This window comes from Pseudomonas sp. LSJ-87, assembly GCF_032971465.1.
Taxonomy (GTDB): domain Bacteria; phylum Pseudomonadota; class Gammaproteobacteria; order Pseudomonadales; family Pseudomonadaceae; genus Aquipseudomonas; species Aquipseudomonas putida_Z.
Genome location: NZ_JAWJYQ010000001.1, coordinates 360521 through 375498, shown reverse-complemented (window position 1 = coordinate 375498; position 14978 = coordinate 360521). Strand labels below are relative to the sequence as shown.

The 14978-nt window shown below is 66.1% G+C and carries 12 protein-coding genes; 10 read left to right on the top strand and 2 right to left on the bottom strand.

Going from position 1 to position 14978, the window contains the following annotated elements; genetic code table 11:
• Positions 1–175 precede the first annotated feature (175 nt).
• From RYH74_RS01595 to gcvP, 10 genes are all read left to right on the top strand, one after another.
• Positions 176–730: a YecA family protein gene (locus RYH74_RS01595; protein ID WP_003259367.1), complete on the top strand. Its 555-nt coding sequence runs from the start codon at positions 176–178 to the stop codon at positions 728–730.
• A 21-nt stretch (positions 731–751) separates the two neighbouring features.
• Positions 752–2086, top strand: a complete 1335-nt coding sequence (pepP, locus tag RYH74_RS01590; RefSeq protein ID WP_025341052.1) for a Xaa-Pro aminopeptidase — start codon at positions 752–754, stop codon at positions 2084–2086.
• Positions 2083–3282 (top strand): 2-octaprenyl-6-methoxyphenyl hydroxylase, encoded by a 1200-nt coding sequence (gene ubiH / locus RYH74_RS01585; protein ID WP_317408867.1) that lies wholly within the window; start codon positions 2083–2085, stop codon positions 3280–3282. The genes pepP and ubiH overlap by 4 nt, the downstream gene beginning before the upstream one ends.
• Positions 3279–3764 carry a DUF4442 domain-containing protein gene (locus tag RYH74_RS01580; protein ID WP_317408866.1) on the top strand — a complete coding sequence of 162 codons (486 nt, stop codon included), beginning with the start codon at positions 3279–3281 and terminating at the stop codon, positions 3762–3764. The genes ubiH and RYH74_RS01580 overlap by 4 nt, the downstream gene beginning before the upstream one ends.
• Before the next feature lie 9 nt (positions 3765–3773).
• A complete protein-coding gene (locus RYH74_RS01575) occupies positions 3774–4991 on the top strand; it encodes a 2-octaprenyl-3-methyl-6-methoxy-1,4-benzoquinol hydroxylase (RefSeq protein WP_317408865.1) in 1218 nt (405 codons plus the stop codon).
• A gap of 218 nt (positions 4992–5209) precedes the next feature.
• A complete protein-coding gene (locus RYH74_RS01570) occupies positions 5210–6211 on the top strand; it encodes an extracellular solute-binding protein (protein ID WP_274078265.1) in 1002 nt (333 codons plus the stop codon).
• A 175-nt stretch (positions 6212–6386) separates the two neighbouring features.
• On the top strand, positions 6387–8009 hold the full coding sequence (locus RYH74_RS01565) for an ABC transporter permease (RefSeq protein WP_075046708.1): 1623 nt from the start codon (positions 6387–6389) through the stop codon (positions 8007–8009).
• A 125-nt stretch (positions 8010–8134) separates the two neighbouring features.
• Positions 8135–9217 carry a glycine cleavage system aminomethyltransferase GcvT gene (gene gcvT, locus RYH74_RS01560; RefSeq protein ID WP_317408864.1) on the top strand — a complete coding sequence of 361 codons (1083 nt, stop codon included), beginning with the start codon at positions 8135–8137 and terminating at the stop codon, positions 9215–9217.
• Between the two features lie 51 nt (positions 9218–9268).
• Positions 9269–9652: a glycine cleavage system protein GcvH gene (gcvH, locus tag RYH74_RS01555; protein ID WP_274078263.1), complete on the top strand. Its 384-nt coding sequence runs from the start codon at positions 9269–9271 to the stop codon at positions 9650–9652.
• Positions 9653–9846: 194 nt separating this feature from the next.
• Complete coding sequence (gcvP, locus tag RYH74_RS01550; protein ID WP_317408863.1) at positions 9847–12720, top strand: aminomethyl-transferring glycine dehydrogenase; 2874 nt, start codon at positions 9847–9849, stop codon at positions 12718–12720.
• 119 nt (positions 12721–12839) lie between these two features.
• Here the strand turns inward: gcvP and RYH74_RS01545 are convergent, their stop codons facing one another.
• The gene (locus RYH74_RS01545; RefSeq protein WP_003259356.1) at positions 12840–13154 is read right to left on the bottom strand and encodes a DUF2388 domain-containing protein; all 315 of its coding nucleotides are present in this window, start codon (positions 13152–13154) and stop codon (positions 12840–12842) included.
• An 89-nt stretch (positions 13155–13243) separates the two neighbouring features.
• The gene (locus tag RYH74_RS01540) at positions 13244–14929 is read right to left on the bottom strand and encodes a GspE/PulE family protein (protein WP_286100741.1); all 1686 of its coding nucleotides are present in this window, start codon (positions 14927–14929) and stop codon (positions 13244–13246) included.
• Positions 14930–14978 lie beyond the last annotated feature (49 nt).

The window sequence follows — 14978 nt, the reverse complement described above, 5'->3', positions numbered from 1 at the left end:
CTGCAGGTCGTTCTCTTGCGTGGGTTGCACTCGATTCGCTCCGTCGTTGAGTCACCTGGCGATGATGCCTCTCCCTGGGCGGCGACGGCCAGTGCCGATGGTCTTGGCGCGCCTGCCGGTGCTAGGATACAAGGTCTCCATTCTAGTCATTGCGCCGTCTGGCGCCTAGCTGCCCATGCCCAATACCCAATCGCCCTACATCGCCTTCGCCATGCTGCTGTCCAGCAATGGTCATCCTGTCACCCCGGCCGAACTGCACGGCCTGCTGATCGGCCGCAGCTGCGCCGGTGCCGGCTTCGACGCCGACGGCTGGCTGGCCGATGCCGCCCAGCTGCTGGAAACCGAGCCCGGTGACACCGTGCGCAACGCCCTGGTCGGCCTGCAGGAAATGGTCAAGGGCGAGCTGACCAGCGACGACATGGCCATCGTCCTGCTGCTGCCTTCCGACGACGCCGCCCTGAGCGACCGCGCCACCGCGCTGGGCCAGTGGTGCCAAGGCTTCATTACCGGTTTCGGCCTGAATGCCGGTGGCAAGGACCTGTCCGACGAGGCCAAGGAAGTGCTGCAGGACCTGGTGGCCATTTCCCAGGTCCAGGAAGCCCTCGAGGAGTCCGAGGACGGCGAGAGCGACTACATGGAAGTCATGGAATACCTGCGCGTGGCGCCGTTGCTGCTGTTCTCCGAGCTGGCCAAGCCGGCCGCCCCCGCACCCAAGCCATCGCTGCACTGATCAACCGGGGGTAGTCTGCCCATGAGCCACATTCCCAAGGCCGAGTATGCCCGTCGGCGCAAGGCGCTGATGGCGCAGATGGTCCCCAACAGCATCGCCATCCTGCCCGCCGCCGCGGTTGCCATCCGCAACCGCGACGTCGAGCACGTTTACCGCCAGGACAGCGACTTCCAGTACCTCAGCGGTTTCCCCGAGCCGGAGGCGGTGATTGCGCTGATCCCGGGGCGCGAGCATGGCGAATACGTGCTGTTCTGCCGTGAACGCAACCCCGAGCGCGAACTGTGGGATGGTCTGCGGGCCGGCCAGGAAGGTGCGGTGCGCGATTTTGGCGCAGACGATGCCTTCCCCATCACCGACATCGACGAGATCCTGCCGGGCCTGATCGAAGGCCGTGAGCGGGTGTACAGCGCCATGGGCAGCAACCCCGAATTCGACCGCCGGCTGATGGACTGGATCAACGTGATCCGCTCCAAGGCCCGCCTGGGCGCCCAGCCGCCGAACGAGTTCGTTGCGCTGGATCATCTGCTGCACGACATGCGCCTGTATAAATCGGCAGCGGAAGTGAAGGTGATGCGCGCTGCCGCAGACATCTCGGCGCGGGCCCACGTGCGGGCCATGCAGGCCTGCCGGGCCGGGTTGCACGAATACAGCCTGGAAGCCGAGCTGGACTACGAGTTCCGCAAAGGCGGGGCGAAGATGCCGGCCTACGGCTCGATCGTCGCGGCCGGGCGCAATGGCTGCATCCTGCACTATCAGCAGAACGACGCCCCGCTCAAGGATGGCGACCTGGTGCTGATCGACGCCGGCTGCGAGATCGACTGCTACGCCAGCGACATCACCCGTACCTTCCCGGTGAGCGGGCGCTTTTCGCCCGAGCAGAAGGCCATCTACGAGCTGGTGCTCAAGGCCCAGGCCGCGGCGTTTGCCGAAATCGCCCCCGGCAAGCACTGGAACCACGCCCATGAGGCGACCGTGCGGGTCATCACCGAGGGCCTGGTGGAACTGGGCCTGCTGACGGGCGAGGTGCAGGCGCTGATCGACAGCGAGGCCTATCGTGCCTTCTACATGCACCGCGCCGGGCACTGGCTGGGAATGGATGTGCACGATGTGGGCGAGTACAAGGTGGGCGGTGAGTGGCGGGTGCTTGAACCCGGCATGGCGCTGACCGTCGAGCCGGGCATCTACATAGGCGCCGACAATCAGGCCGTGGCCAAGAAATGGCGCGGCATTGGTGTAAGGATCGAGGACGACGTGGTAGTGACCAGGCAAGGTTGTGAAATCCTGACTTCGGGCGTGCCGCGCACGGTCGCCGAGATCGAGGCGCTGATGCAGGCCGCCCGCAAGGACGCCGCATGAATCGGGTAAACCTGGCGATCATCGGTGGCGGCCTGGTGGGCGCGAGCCTGGCCCTGGCCCTGCAGGCGGGGGCCAAGGCGCGAGGCTGGAAGATCCTGCTGATCGAGCCGTTCGCCCCCGGTGACAGCTTCCAGCCCAGCTACGACGCACGTTCGTCGGCACTGTCGTTCGGTACCCAGCAGATCTACCAGCAGCTGGGCCTGTGGCAGGCCATCGGCCATCGCGCCGAGCCGATCCGGCAAATTCACGTATCTGACCGCGGCCGCTTCGGTGCCACCCGCCTGGATGCCCTGGAAGAGGGCGTGCCGGCGCTTGGCTACGTGGTGGAAAACGCCTGGCTGGGCCAGTGCCTGTGGCAAGGGCTGGACAGCGAGGTGGTGAGCTGGCGCTGCCCGGCGGAGGTGACCGCGATGCAGGCCATCGAAGGTGGCTACCGCCTGCTGCTGAACGACGACACCCAGCTGGAGTGCGACCTGGCGGTACTGGCCGACGGTGGCCGCTCCGGCCTGCGCGAACAGCTGGGCATCCATGTGCGCCACACGGCCTACCAACAGAGCGCGCTGATCGCCAATATCACCCCGGGCGAGGCCCACGGTGGCCAGGCCTTCGAGCGTTTCACCGAAGAAGGCCCCATGGCCCTGCTGCCGCTGCCGGATAACCGCTGCGCGCTGGTCTGGACCCGCCAGGGCATGGACGCGCGACGCCTGGCCGACATCGACGAGCGCAGTTTCCTGCGCGAGCTGCAGGGCGTGTTCGGCTATCGCCTGGGCGCCTTGCGCCAGGTCGGCGCGCGGCACCTCTACCCACTGTCGCTGATCGAGGCCCAGGAGCAGGTGCGGCCGCATCTGGTGGTGCTGGGCAACGCCGCGCACAGCCTGCACCCCATTGCCGGCCAGGGCTTCAACCTGTCGCTGCGTGACGTGCAGGCGCTGGCCGAGGCGCTGCTGGCCGGGCCGCAGCAGCCTGGCGACCTGACCACGTTGCAGGGCTACCACCAGCGTCAGCGCCTGGACCAGGCCATGACCATCGGCTTTTCCGACCAGGTCACCCGTCTGTTCGGCAGCAGCCAGCCATTGCTGGCCGCAGGCCGCAACCTTGGCCTGCTCGGGCTCGACCTGCTGCCACCGGCCAAAAGCTGGTTCGCCCGCCAGGCCATGGGCCTGGGCACCCGCCCCGATCCGCGAGGTCAGGCATGAGGGACGACGCGCGCAGGCTGGCGCGCCGGGCGTGCCTGTTGCGCTGGCGGCTTAACCTGTTCCCGCCGCACCTCGGGGCTGGTATCCGCGTGCAGCACATCAGCCCGGACCTGCGCAGCGTCAAGGTGGCGATGAAACTGACCCGCTGGAACCGCAACTACGTCGGCACCCAGTGCGGCGGCAGCCTGTACGGCATGGTCGACCCGTTCTACATGCTGCTGTTGATCGAGCAGCTGGGGCGTGACTACATCGTCTGGGACAAGGCGGCCAGCATCGATTTCATTTCGCCGGGCAAAGGCCCGGTGTATGCCGAACTCCACGTCGATGACGCGCTGCTGGACGAAATCCGCCAGCAGACCGCCACCGGCAAGAAGTGCCTGCCGCGTTTGCAGGTCGATATCCGCGACGGCGCCGGCGAGCTGGTGGCGCGGGTCGATAAAACCCTATATGTGCGGCTCAAGCCGCAAGCGAGGCTGGCGTAAGGCATGGAAATGCGCGCAGATCTGTTGATTGTCGGTGCCGGTATGGTCGGCAGCGCCCTGGCCCTGGCGTTGCGCCACAGTGGCTTGCAAATCCTCTTGCTCGACGGCGGCCCGCTGACGGTCAAGCCGTTCGATGCCCAGGCCCCGTTCGAGCCGCGTGTCAGCGCGCTGTCGGCAGCCAGCCAGCGCATTCTCGAGCGCCTTGGCGCCTGGGATGGCATTGCCCGGCGGCGTGCCACGCCATACTCGGACATGCATGTGTGGGATGGCAGCGGCACCGGGCAGATTCACTTCTCGGCGGCCAGCGTGCATGCCCAGGTGCTCGGCCACATCGTCGAGAACCGGGTGGTGCAGGATGGCCTGCTGGAGCGCCTGCATGACAGCGACATCGGCCTGCTGCCCAATGCGCGGCTCGAACAGCTGCGCCGCTCCGGCGACGAGTGGCTGCTGACCCTCGCCGATGGCCGCCAGCTGCGTGCGCCGCTGGTGATCGCGGCCGACGGTGCCAACTCGGCAGTGCGGCGCCTGGCCGGCTGCGAAACCCGCGAGTGGGATTACCTGCACCATGCCATCGTCACCAGCGTGCGTTGCAGCGCCGGGCACCAGGCCACGGCCTGGCAGCGCTTCACCGATGAAGGGCCACTGGCGTTCCTGCCGCTGACCCGCGATGGCCAGCAGGACTGGTGCTCGATCGTGTGGTCGACCACCCCGGAGCATGCCGAGCAATTGATGGCGCTGGATGAAGCGGCCTTCCTGAAAGCCCTTGAGCGGGCTTTCGAGGGGCGCCTGGGTGATGTGCTGCAGGCCGACCCGCGGCTGTGCGTGCCGCTGCGCCAGCGCCACGCCAAGCGCTATGTGGATGAAGGCCTGGCATTGATAGGCGATGCCGCGCACACCATTCACCCGCTGGCCGGGCAGGGCGTGAACCTGGGCTTCCTCGATGCTGCGGTGCTGGCCGAGGTGCTGGTCAACGCCTGCGAGCGTGGCGAGCGGCTGGCGGATGTGAAGGTACTGAGCCGTTACGAGCGACGGCGCATGCCGCACAACCTGGCGCTGATGGCGGCGATGGAAGGGTTCGAGCGGTTGTTCCAGGCCAACCCGTTGCCGTTGCGCTGGTTGCGTAACAGCGGGTTGAAGCTGGTGGAGCAGATGCCGGAGGCCAAGGCGATGTTTGTGCGACAGGCGCTGGGTTTGAGCGGTGATCTGCCGGATCTCGCCAAGGCTTGAGATTGTCGGGGCCGCTTTGCGGCCCTTTCGCCGGCAAGCCAGCTCCCACCTCGACCGCATCGACCTCAAGCCCTGTGCAGTACCTGTGGGAGCTGGCTTGCCGGCGATGGGCTGCACAGCAGCCCCCTCTGCAACATCCGGTAACGCCTATGTAGATGAGTCGGAAAATGGGATTCACTACCATTTGCGCCTCTCATACGATCCGAGGAGTGCTTTCCATGTTGCCACGCAAGCCCCTACTGGCCGCCCTGGCCCTGACCCTGTTTGGCGGCACCGCCCACGCAGCGGACGAAGTGGTGGTGTACTCCTCGCGCATCGACGAGCTGATCAAGCCGGTGTTCGATGCCTATACCGCCAAGACCGGGGTCAAGATCAAGTTCATCACCGACAAGGAAGCCCCGCTGATGCAGCGCATCAAGGCCGAGGGCGAAAACGGCGTGGCCGACCTGCTGCTGACCGTCGATGCCGGCAACCTGTGGCAGGCCGAGCAGATGGGCATCCTGCAGCCGATCAAGTCCGACATCATCGACCAGAACATCCCGCCGCAGTACCGCGCCTCGTCCCACGACTGGACCGGCCTGAGCCTGCGCGCCCGCACCATCATCTACTCCACCGAGCGGGTCAAGCCACAGGAGCTGAGCACCTACGAAGCCCTGGCCGACAAGCAGTGGGAAGGCCGCCTGTGCCTGCGCACGGCGAAGAAGGTGTACAACCAGTCGCTGACCGCCACCCTGATCGAAACCCACGGCGAGGCGAAGACCGAGCAGATCGTCAAAGGCTGGGTCAACAACCTGTCCACCGACGTGTTCTCCGACGACAACGCAGTGATCCAGGCCATCGAGGCCGGCCAGTGCGACGTGGGCGTGGTCAACACCTATTACTACGGTCGCCTGCACAACCAGAACCCGAAACTGCCGGTGAAGATCTTCTGGCCCAACCAGGGTGACCGTGGCGTGCACGTGAACCTGTCGGGCATCGGCCTGACCAAGCATGCGCCACACCCGGAGGCGGCGAAGAAGCTGGTGGAATGGATGACCGGTGAAGAGGCGCAGAAGCTGTTCGCCGACATCAACCAGGAGTTCCCGGCCAACCCGAAGGTCAAGCCATCGGAAGAAGTGGCAGCGTGGGGCAGCTTCAAGGCTGACAGCATTCCGGTGGAAATCGCCGGCAAGCGCCAGGCTGAAGCGATTCGCTTGATGGATCGGGCTGGCTGGAACTAAGCGCCAGGCTTTATCCTTCCGGGGCCTGCAAGGGCCCATTCGCGGCGGTTCGGCGTTCCGATAAACCCGCTCCCACAGGGACCGCACAACCCTCAAAGGCAGTGCAGATCCTGTGGGAGCGGGTTCACCCGCGAACGACCGCGCAGCGGTCGCCATCGCAATCGAGAATCAAGCCTTGCCCCACACCCCCCAACGCCGCTGGTACCTCCCGGTCACCCTGGTCGCCGCCCTGGTGCTCCTGCCCCTGAGCGTCCTGCTGTTGTCCTGGCAGTCGATCGACCTGCAGATCTGGTCGCACCTGCTCGACACCCAGATGACTCGCCTGCTGGGCAATACCCTGACGCTGGTGGTGGGTGTGGGCATCGGCGTCACCGTGCTGGGCGTCAGCCTGGCCTGGCTGACCAGCCTCTGCGAGTTCCCTGGCCGGCGCTGGCTGGACTGGGCGCTGATGCTACCGTTCGCCATCCCGGCCTATGTGCTGGCGTTCGTCTTCGTCGGCCTGCTGGACTTCGCCGGCCCGGTGCAGAGCGCCCTGCGCGAGGTATTCGGGCCGATGCGCCTGCCGCGGGTGCGCTCCACCGGCGGGGTGATCGTCGTCCTGGTGCTGGTGTTCTACCCCTATGTCTACCTGCTGGCGCGCAGCGCATTCCTGGCCCAGGGCAAGGGCCTGATGGAGGCTGCGCGGGTGCTGGGGTTGTCCCCGCTGCAAGCGTTCTGGCGTGTGGCCCTGCCCATGGCACGGCCCGCGATCGGCGCCGGTATTGCCCTGGCCCTGATGGAAACCCTGGCCGACTTCGGCGCGGTGGCGGTGTTCAACTTCGACACCTTCACCACGGCCATCTACAAGACCTGGTACGGCTTCTTCAGCCTGTCCAGCGCGGCCCAGCTGGCCAGCCTGTTGCTGCTGGCGGTGATGCTGGTGCTGTATGGCGAGCGCCGTGCCAGGGGGGCCAGCCGCAGCGGCAACGAGCGGCCGCGCGGGCAGGCGCTGTACCACCTGCGCGGGTTCAAGGCGTTGCTGGCCAGTGGCTGGTGCCTGCTGGTGTTCGCCTGCGCCTTCGTCATTCCGCTGCTGCAACTGCTGGCGTGGTTCTGGCAGCGCGGCCGGCATGACCTGGACGAGCGCTATGTCGGCCTGGTGCTGCACACCCTGTACCTGGGCGGCATGGCGGCGCTGGTCACGGTGTGTGTGGCGTTGCTGCTGGCCTTTGCCCGGCGCCAGGCGCCGACGGGCGGTATCCGCGCCGGGGTAGGCCTGGCCAACCTGGGCTATGCCTTGCCCGGCTCGGTGCTGGCGGTGTCGATCATGCTGGCCTTCAGTTACCTCGACAACCACCTGGTCATCCCGCTGTCCAGCTGGCTGGGCGGTGCCGGCAAGCCGCTGCTGCTGGGCAGCCTGGCCGCATTGCTGCTGGCCTACCTGGTGCGCTTCATCGCGGTGGCCTACGGGCCGCTGGAGAGCAGCCTGGAGCGGATCCGCCCGTCATTGCCCGAGGCATCCCGCAGCCTGGGCGTCGGTGGCGCGGGATTGTTTTTCAAGGTGTATCTGCCGCTGCTGGTGCCTGGCGCGCTCAGCGCCGCCCTGCTGGTTTTCGTCGACGTGCTTAAGGAAATGCCGGCCACCTTGCTGATGCGCCCGTTCGGCTGGGACACCTTGGCGGTAAGGGTGTTCGAGATGACCAGCGAGGGTGAGTGGGCGCGTGCATCGTTGCCGGCACTGACCCTGGTGCTGGTGGGCCTGCTGCCGGTCATCGGCCTGATCCGCCGTTCGGCACGTCGACCCGGTCACAGTCACTGAGGGTGCCAGCCCGCGCCCTTGCGGCTACAATGCGCGGCATTCGCGCGGCGGGTCCTACACAAGAAGAGCTGACGACCCGACGTCATCGACCGCCGCCGCTTCGCCACGCCCGGAAGGAGAAACCCATGGGACAGCGCACGCTTTTGTATGACCTGCACCTGGCGCTTGGCGCCAAGACGGTCGATTTCGGTGGCTGGGACATGCCCCTGCACTATGGCTCGCAGGTCGAGGAGCACCATCAGGTGCGCAGCGATTGCGGGGTGTTCGATGTTTCCCACATGACCGTGATCGATGTCGATGGTAGCGACGCCACTGCCTGGTTGCAGCGTCTGCTGGCCAACGATGTGGCCCGCCTCGACGACACCGGCAAGGCGCTTTACAGCCCGCTGCTGCAGGCGCAGGGCGGGGTGATCGATGACCTGATCGTCTACCGCACGGAAGATGGCTATCGTCTGGTCACCAACGCCGCCACCCGCGCCAAGGTGCTCGACTGGCTGCAGCTGCAGCGTGACGGTTTTGCCGTGGACTTCAAGGTCCGCCCCGACCTTGCCATCCTTGCCATCCAGGGCCCGCATGCCCGAGAAAAGGTTGCGGCCCTGCTCAGCTCCGCGCGTGCCGCGCTGATCCGCGAGTTGCGCCCGTTCGAAGGCGTTGCCGAAGGCGACTGGTTCATTGCCCGCACCGGTTATACCGGTGAAGACGGCCTGGAGATCATCCTCCCCGGCGAGCAGGCCGTGGCTTTCTTCAACGACCTGGTCGGTGCCGGTATTGCCCCCAGCGGCCTTGGTGCCCGCGATACCCTGCGCCTGGAAGCCGGCATGAACCTGTACGGCCAGGACATCGACGAAACCCACACCCCGCTTACCTCCAACCTGGGCTGGAGTATCGCCTGGGAGCCGGCCGAGCGCGACTTCATCGGCCGCGCCGGGCTGCTGGCGGAAATCGAGCACGGCGTGCAGGAAAAACTGGTCGGCCTGGTGCTGGAAGAGCGCGGCGTGCTGCGTGCCCACCAGGTGGTGCGTGTAGCCGGGATTGGCGAAGGGGAGATCACCAGTGGTAGTTTCTCGCCTACGCTGAGCAAGTCCATTGCCCTTGCACGCGTGCCCATGGCCACCGGCGACCGGGCCGAGGTGGAAATCCGCGGCAAGTGGTACCCGGTGCGGGTGGTCAAACCGACCTTCGTGCGCAACGGCAAGATCCTGATCTGAACAATTTTTAACCGGCGGGCGTACCGCTGAGCCAATCGAGGAATTCAAGACATGAGCAATATCCCCGCCGACCTGCGTTTTGCCGAAAGCCACGAGTGGGCTCGCCTGGAAGCCGACGGCACCGTGACCGTGGGTATCAGCGACCACGCCCAGGAAGCCCTGGGTGACGTGGTGTTCGTCGAGCTGGCTGAAGTCGGCAAGGTATTCGCCGCTGGCGACGCGGCCGGTGTGGTCGAGTCGGTCAAGGCCGCTTCGGACATCTATGCCCCGGTCGGTGGCGAAGTGATCGCGGTCAACGAAGAGCTGGCTGACAGCCCTGAGCTGCTCAACGAAGAACCTTACGAGTCGTGGATCTTCAAGCTGAAGCCAAGCAACCCGGCCGAGCTGGACAAGCTGCTGGATGCTGCTGGTTACGCAGCCGCTATCGGCGAGTAAGACCGCGTTGCCTTCTTCGCGGCTAAAGCCGCTCCCACAGGGACTGCACAGCGTCTGATACCTGTGCGGTCCCTGTGGGAGCGGCTTTAGCCGCGAAGAGGCCGGGCCTGCGAGCAACTTTCCCCGCAGAATCGGCAATCCCTTCCTAGACTTGTAAGTCTCCATGAGAGCTGTTCCAGGAAGAGAGCGTCGTCATGTCCCAGTCGCCATCCCTGCATCAACTGCAAGAGCTCAACCCATTCCTGCGTCGCCACCTGGGCCCGGATGCCACGGAGCAGCAGGCCATGCTCAACGCGCTGGGTGTCGCCAGCCGCAGTGAGCTGATCGAGCAGACCGTACCGCCAGACATCCGCCTCAATCGCCCCCTCGACCTGCCGCCGGCACTGGACGAACAGGCCGCCCTGGCCAAGCTCGCCGGTTACGCCGGGCAGAACCAGGTCTGGACCAGCCTGATCGGCATGGGCTACCACGGCACCATCACCCCCACGGTCATCCTGCGCAACGTGCTGGAAAACCCGGGCTGGTACACCGCCTACACGCCTTATCAGCCCGAGATTGCCCAAGGCCGGCTGGAGGCGCTGCTGAACTTCCAGCAGATGGTCATCGACCTCACCGGGCTGGCCCTGGCCAATGCCTCGCTGCTCGACGAAGCCACCGCCGCCGCCGAGGCCATGGCCCTGGCCAAGCGGGTGGTGCGCAACAAGAGCAATGCCTTCTTCGCCGACGAGCACTGTCACCCGCAGACCCTGTCGGTACTCAAGACCCGTGCCGAGGGCTTCGGCTTCGAGCTGATCGTCGACTCTGTGGATAACCTTGGCAAACACGCGGTTTTCGGGGCTTTGCTGCAGTACCCGGATACCCACGGCGAGGTGCGCGACCTGCGCCCGCAAATCGACCATTTGCACAGCCAGCATGCCCTGGCCTGCGTAGCCGCCGACCTGCTCAGCCTGGTGGTGCTGGCACCGCCTGGGGAGCTGGGTGCCGATGTGGTGCTGGGCTCGACCCAGCGCTTTGGCGTACCGATGGGCTATGGCGGCCCCCACGCGGCCTATTTCGCCTGCCGCGATGACTACAAGCGAGCCATGCCGGGGCGCATCATCGGCGTGTCGCGCGATGCCCGTGGCAACACCGCGTTGCGCATGGCCCTGCAGACCCGCGAGCAGCATATCCGCCGCGAGAAGGCCAACTCCAACATCTGCACGGCCCAGGTGCTGCTGGCCAACATTGCCGGCTTCTACGCGGTGTACCACGGCCCGGAAGGCCTGCAGCGCATTGCCCAGCGCGTGCACCGGCTGACCTTCATCCTGGCCGCCGGCCTCGAGGCCAAGGGCATCAAGCGCCTCAACCAGCACTTCTTCGACACCCTCACCCTGGACGTCGGCGGTGCCCAGGCGGCCATCATCGAAAGCGCCGAAGCCGCGCAGATCAACTTGCGCATCCTCGGCCGCGGGCACCTGGGCGTGAGCCTGGATGAGACCTGCTCGGAGCAGACAGTGCTGCGCCTGTTCGACATCTTCCTGGGGGTGGACCACGGCCTGGATATAGCCGCACTCGACCAGCTGGCCCTGCCCGAAGGCATCCCCGCCAGCCTGGTGCGGCGCACGCCGTTCCTCGCCCACCCGGTGTTCAACCTGCACCACAGCGAAACCGAGATGCTGCGCTACCTCAAGCAGCTCGAGAACAAGGACCTGGCGCTGAACCAGTCGATGATCCCGCTGGGTTCGTGCACCATGAAGCTCAACGCCACCAGCGAGATGATCCCCATCACCTGGCCTGGTTTTGCCCAGCTGCATCCGTTTGCCCCGGCGGCCCAGGCAACCGGCTACAAGGCGATGATCGACGAACTGGAAAGCTGGCTGTGCGCCATTACCGGCTTCGATGCCATCTGCATGCAGCCCAACTCCGGTGCCCAGGGCGAGTACGCCGGCCTGATGGCCATTACCCGCTACCACCGTAGCCGCCACCAGCCGCAACGCACGCTGTGCCTGATCCCGTCGTCGGCCCACGGCACCAACCCGGCGTCGGCGCAAATGGCCGGCATGGAGGTGGTGATCGTCGATTGCGACGACGATGGCAACGTCGACCTGGCCGACCTCAAGGCCAAGGCCCACTCGGCCGGGGATCGGTTGTCGTGCCTGATGATCACTTACCCGTCGACCCACGGCGTGTATGAAGAGGGGATTCGCGAAATCTGCGAAGTGGTCCACCAGCACGGTGGCCAGGTGTACATGGATGGCGCCAACCTCAATGCCCAGGTGGGCCTGGCGCGGCCGGCGGATATCGGCGCCGACGTTTCACACATGAACCTGCACAAGACCTTCTGCATTCCCCACGGTGGTGGCGGGCCGGGCATGGGCCCGATCGGCATTCGCGCGCACCTCAAGCCGTTCGTCGCCAGCCACCCGGTGGTGCCGGTACCCGGCCTGGACCCGAACAACAGCGCGGTCAGTGCGGCGCCCTGGGGCAGTGCGAGCATCCTGCCGATCAGCTGGATGTACATAGCCATGATGGGGCCGCAGCTGGCCGATGCCAGCGAGGTGGCGATCCTTTCGGCCAATTACCTGGCCAGCCAGCTGGGTGGCGCCTTCCCGGTACTCTACCGCGGGCGCAACCAGCGGGTGGCGCATGAGTGCATCCTCGACCTGCGGCCGCTGAAGGCGCTGACCGGCATCAGCGAAGAGGACGTGGCCAAGCGCCTGATGGATTATGGCTTCCACGCGCCGACCATGTCGTTCCCGGTGCCGGGCACGCTGATGGTCGAGCCGACCGAGAGTGAGTCGAAGGCCGAACTGGACCGCTTCGTCGAGGCGATGTTGGCGATTCGGGCGGAAATTGGCGAAGTGCAGGAGGGCAACTGGCCGGCGGAGAACAATCCGCTCAAGCATGCGCCGCATACCCTGGCCGATGTGCTGGCGGTGTGGGACAGGCCCTACAGCCTGGAACAGGCGGTGGCGCCCAGTGCTCATGTGCGCCAGCACAAGTACTGGCCAGCGGTGAACCGGGTCGACAATGTGTATGGGGACAGGAATTTGTTCTGTGCTTGTGTGCCGGTGGAGGCTTACCGCTAATTGTGGTTTGCCTGTGCCGGCCTCTTCGCGGGTAAACCCGCTCCCACAGGGCTTGTACAAGTTTTGAATACTGTGCAGTACCTGTGGGAGCGGGTTCACCCGCGAAGCAGGCGACGCGGTTACTCGGCTACCGCATTCTTGGCCAAGATGGCATTGGCCAGTTCCATGTCAGAAGCCTGCATCCCCGGGTTTTCCGCGCGGGCCTGACGAATCGCCGCTTCAAGGAACGGCCCGCGGATCGCGCCTTCGCTGGCCACGAAGCTGCCGGCGTCATCCTGCGCCGCCATCACCAGCTTGTGATCCCCGGAGGTCAGGTAGCTCGATGCCGTGGTAGCACCGGTAGTCATCACGTTACGCCAGAAGGTATCGGCCATGGCCGAGCCGATAGGCAGCGAAAGCAAGGCAGCGGCAGCGATGGCGGTTTTGAAACGCATGTTGAAACACCTCGAAGGGTGAGGGTTGAAGATGCGCGGTTTGATCCTGCCACAGGGGGGCAAGTTCCTTGAATACAAAGGATTTTTGCTCAGGAACAGGCCCGTAGCACTTCCTCTTGGCGGGTGTGCCCGCAGGCTACCTTGGCTTCGCCGCAGCGGCGCAGATCGAGCAAGCCATCGGCCACGGCCTGGCGCCGCAAACTGGCCAGATCGCTGCCCGGGCCTATCAGGGCGCGCAGGCTGTCGCTGGGCACCAGCAGCTCGAACAACCCTGTGCGGCCATGGAACCCCGTGCCACGACAGGTACGGCACGGCTGGCCTTCGGGCAGCGCTGCACCACCCCGGCAATCCGCGCACAGTGTGCGCACCAACCGCTGGGCCATTACCCCCACCAGCGTTGCCTTGATCAGGTAGTCGGCCACACCCAGTTCCTGCAGGCGGGTGATCGCGCCACAGGCGTCGTTGGTATGCAGGGTCGACAGCACCAGGTGCCCGGTCAGGGCTGCCTGCACCGCCACCAGGGCTGTCTCGCGGTCACGGATTTCGCCGATCATGATGATGTCCGGGTCCTGGCGCAGCATGGCCCGCACACCGTTGGCGAAACCCAGGTCCAGGGCGGGCTGCACCTGCAGCTGGTTGAAGGTGGGATCCAGACGCTCGATCGGGTCTTCGATGGTGCACAGGTTGACCTGCGGCGTGGCCAGCAGCTTGAGGCTGGCGTACAGCGTGCTGGTCTTGCCGGACCCGGTGGGGCCAGTGACCAGGATGATGCCCTGGCGCTGGCGCAGCAGGCCTTGCCACTGGTCCAGTTGTGGCCCATCCAGGCCCAGCCGGTCGAAGCCTTCTTGCAGCTGTTGCGGGTCGAACAGGCGCAGCACCAGTTTTTCGCCGAACGGGGTCGGCAGGGTCGACAGCCGCAGTTCCACCTCGCCGCCGCCAGGCAGGCGGCTTTGCAGCCGGCCATCCTGCGGCCGGCGCTTTTCCGCGACGTCCATGCGCCCCAGGTGTTTCAGGCGGCTGACCAGCGCCAGGGTCACCCCGGCGGGGAAGGCATAGACGTTGTGCAGCAGGCCGTCGATGCGGTAGCGCAGTTGGCCCTGCTCGCGGCGTGGTTCCAGGTGGATATCGCTGGCGCGTTGCTCGATGGCGTACTGCAGCAGCCAGTCGACGATATGCACGATGTGCGCGTCGTCCGCACTGGCCTCGGCCTGGCGCTTGCCCAGCTCCAGCAGCTGTTCCAGTTCGCCCAGGCTGGCTGACTGCTGGTGTTGCGCGCCCTTTACCGATTGGGCCAGGCGGTGGAACGACTGCCCTGCCTGGCGGACCTGCTGCGGGCTGGCCAGCACGCGACGAATCGGCCGGCCCAGGCTGCGAGTGAGGTCGGCCAGCCAGTCGTCCTGGTAGGGCTGGGCGCTGGCGACGGTGACGCTGGAGGCGTCAGCGGCGACGATAAGGATGCCGTGGCGCTGGGCGAAGGCCGGGGATATCAGGCCGGTGACCTGGGGCAGGTCCAGTTGCAGCGGGTCGATGCGCAGGTAGGGCTGGCCGACCTTGTTGGCCAGCCATTGGCAGAGGCGGTCCAGGTCCAGGGGCTGGCCAGGGTGTCGGCGGTCTTCCAGGGCGCAGGCGGCGATCTGTTCCAGCGGGTGGGCGGTGGGGTGAGTGGCGGCATGCTCGAGTACCTGCAGGGTGTCGTTGGCGTGCAGGTGCTGGCCGGCGAGCAGGGCCTGGAGCAGGTGCTTGAGGTCGAGTGCCGGGTTGTCGGGTGTGTGCATGGTGGGCGTCCGTGCCTGATAGGGGAGTGCTGATCAAGGCTAGCCGGAC

Coding starts and splice junctions, on each gene's coding strand:
- RYH74_RS01570 (WP_274078265.1), top strand. CDS start 5,210: ATGTTGCCACGCAAGCCCCTACTGGCCGCCCTGGCCCTGACCCTGTTT.
- pepP (WP_025341052.1), top strand. CDS start 752: ATGAGCCACATTCCCAAGGCCGAGTATGCCCGTCGGCGCAAGGCGCTG.
- RYH74_RS01540 (WP_286100741.1), bottom strand. CDS start 14,929: ATGCACACACCCGACAACCCGGCACTCGACCTCAAGCACCTGCTCCAG.
- RYH74_RS01545 (WP_003259356.1), bottom strand. CDS start 13,154: ATGCGTTTCAAAACCGCCATCGCTGCCGCTGCCTTGCTTTCGCTGCCT.
- ubiH (WP_317408867.1), top strand. CDS start 2,083: ATGAATCGGGTAAACCTGGCGATCATCGGTGGCGGCCTGGTGGGCGCG.
- RYH74_RS01595 (WP_003259367.1), top strand. CDS start 176: ATGCCCAATACCCAATCGCCCTACATCGCCTTCGCCATGCTGCTGTCC.
- gcvP (WP_317408863.1), top strand. CDS start 9,847: ATGTCCCAGTCGCCATCCCTGCATCAACTGCAAGAGCTCAACCCATTC.
- RYH74_RS01575 (WP_317408865.1), top strand. CDS start 3,774: ATGCGCGCAGATCTGTTGATTGTCGGTGCCGGTATGGTCGGCAGCGCC.
- gcvT (WP_317408864.1), top strand. CDS start 8,135: ATGGGACAGCGCACGCTTTTGTATGACCTGCACCTGGCGCTTGGCGCC.
- RYH74_RS01580 (WP_317408866.1), top strand. CDS start 3,279: ATGAGGGACGACGCGCGCAGGCTGGCGCGCCGGGCGTGCCTGTTGCGC.
- gcvH (WP_274078263.1), top strand. CDS start 9,269: ATGAGCAATATCCCCGCCGACCTGCGTTTTGCCGAAAGCCACGAGTGG.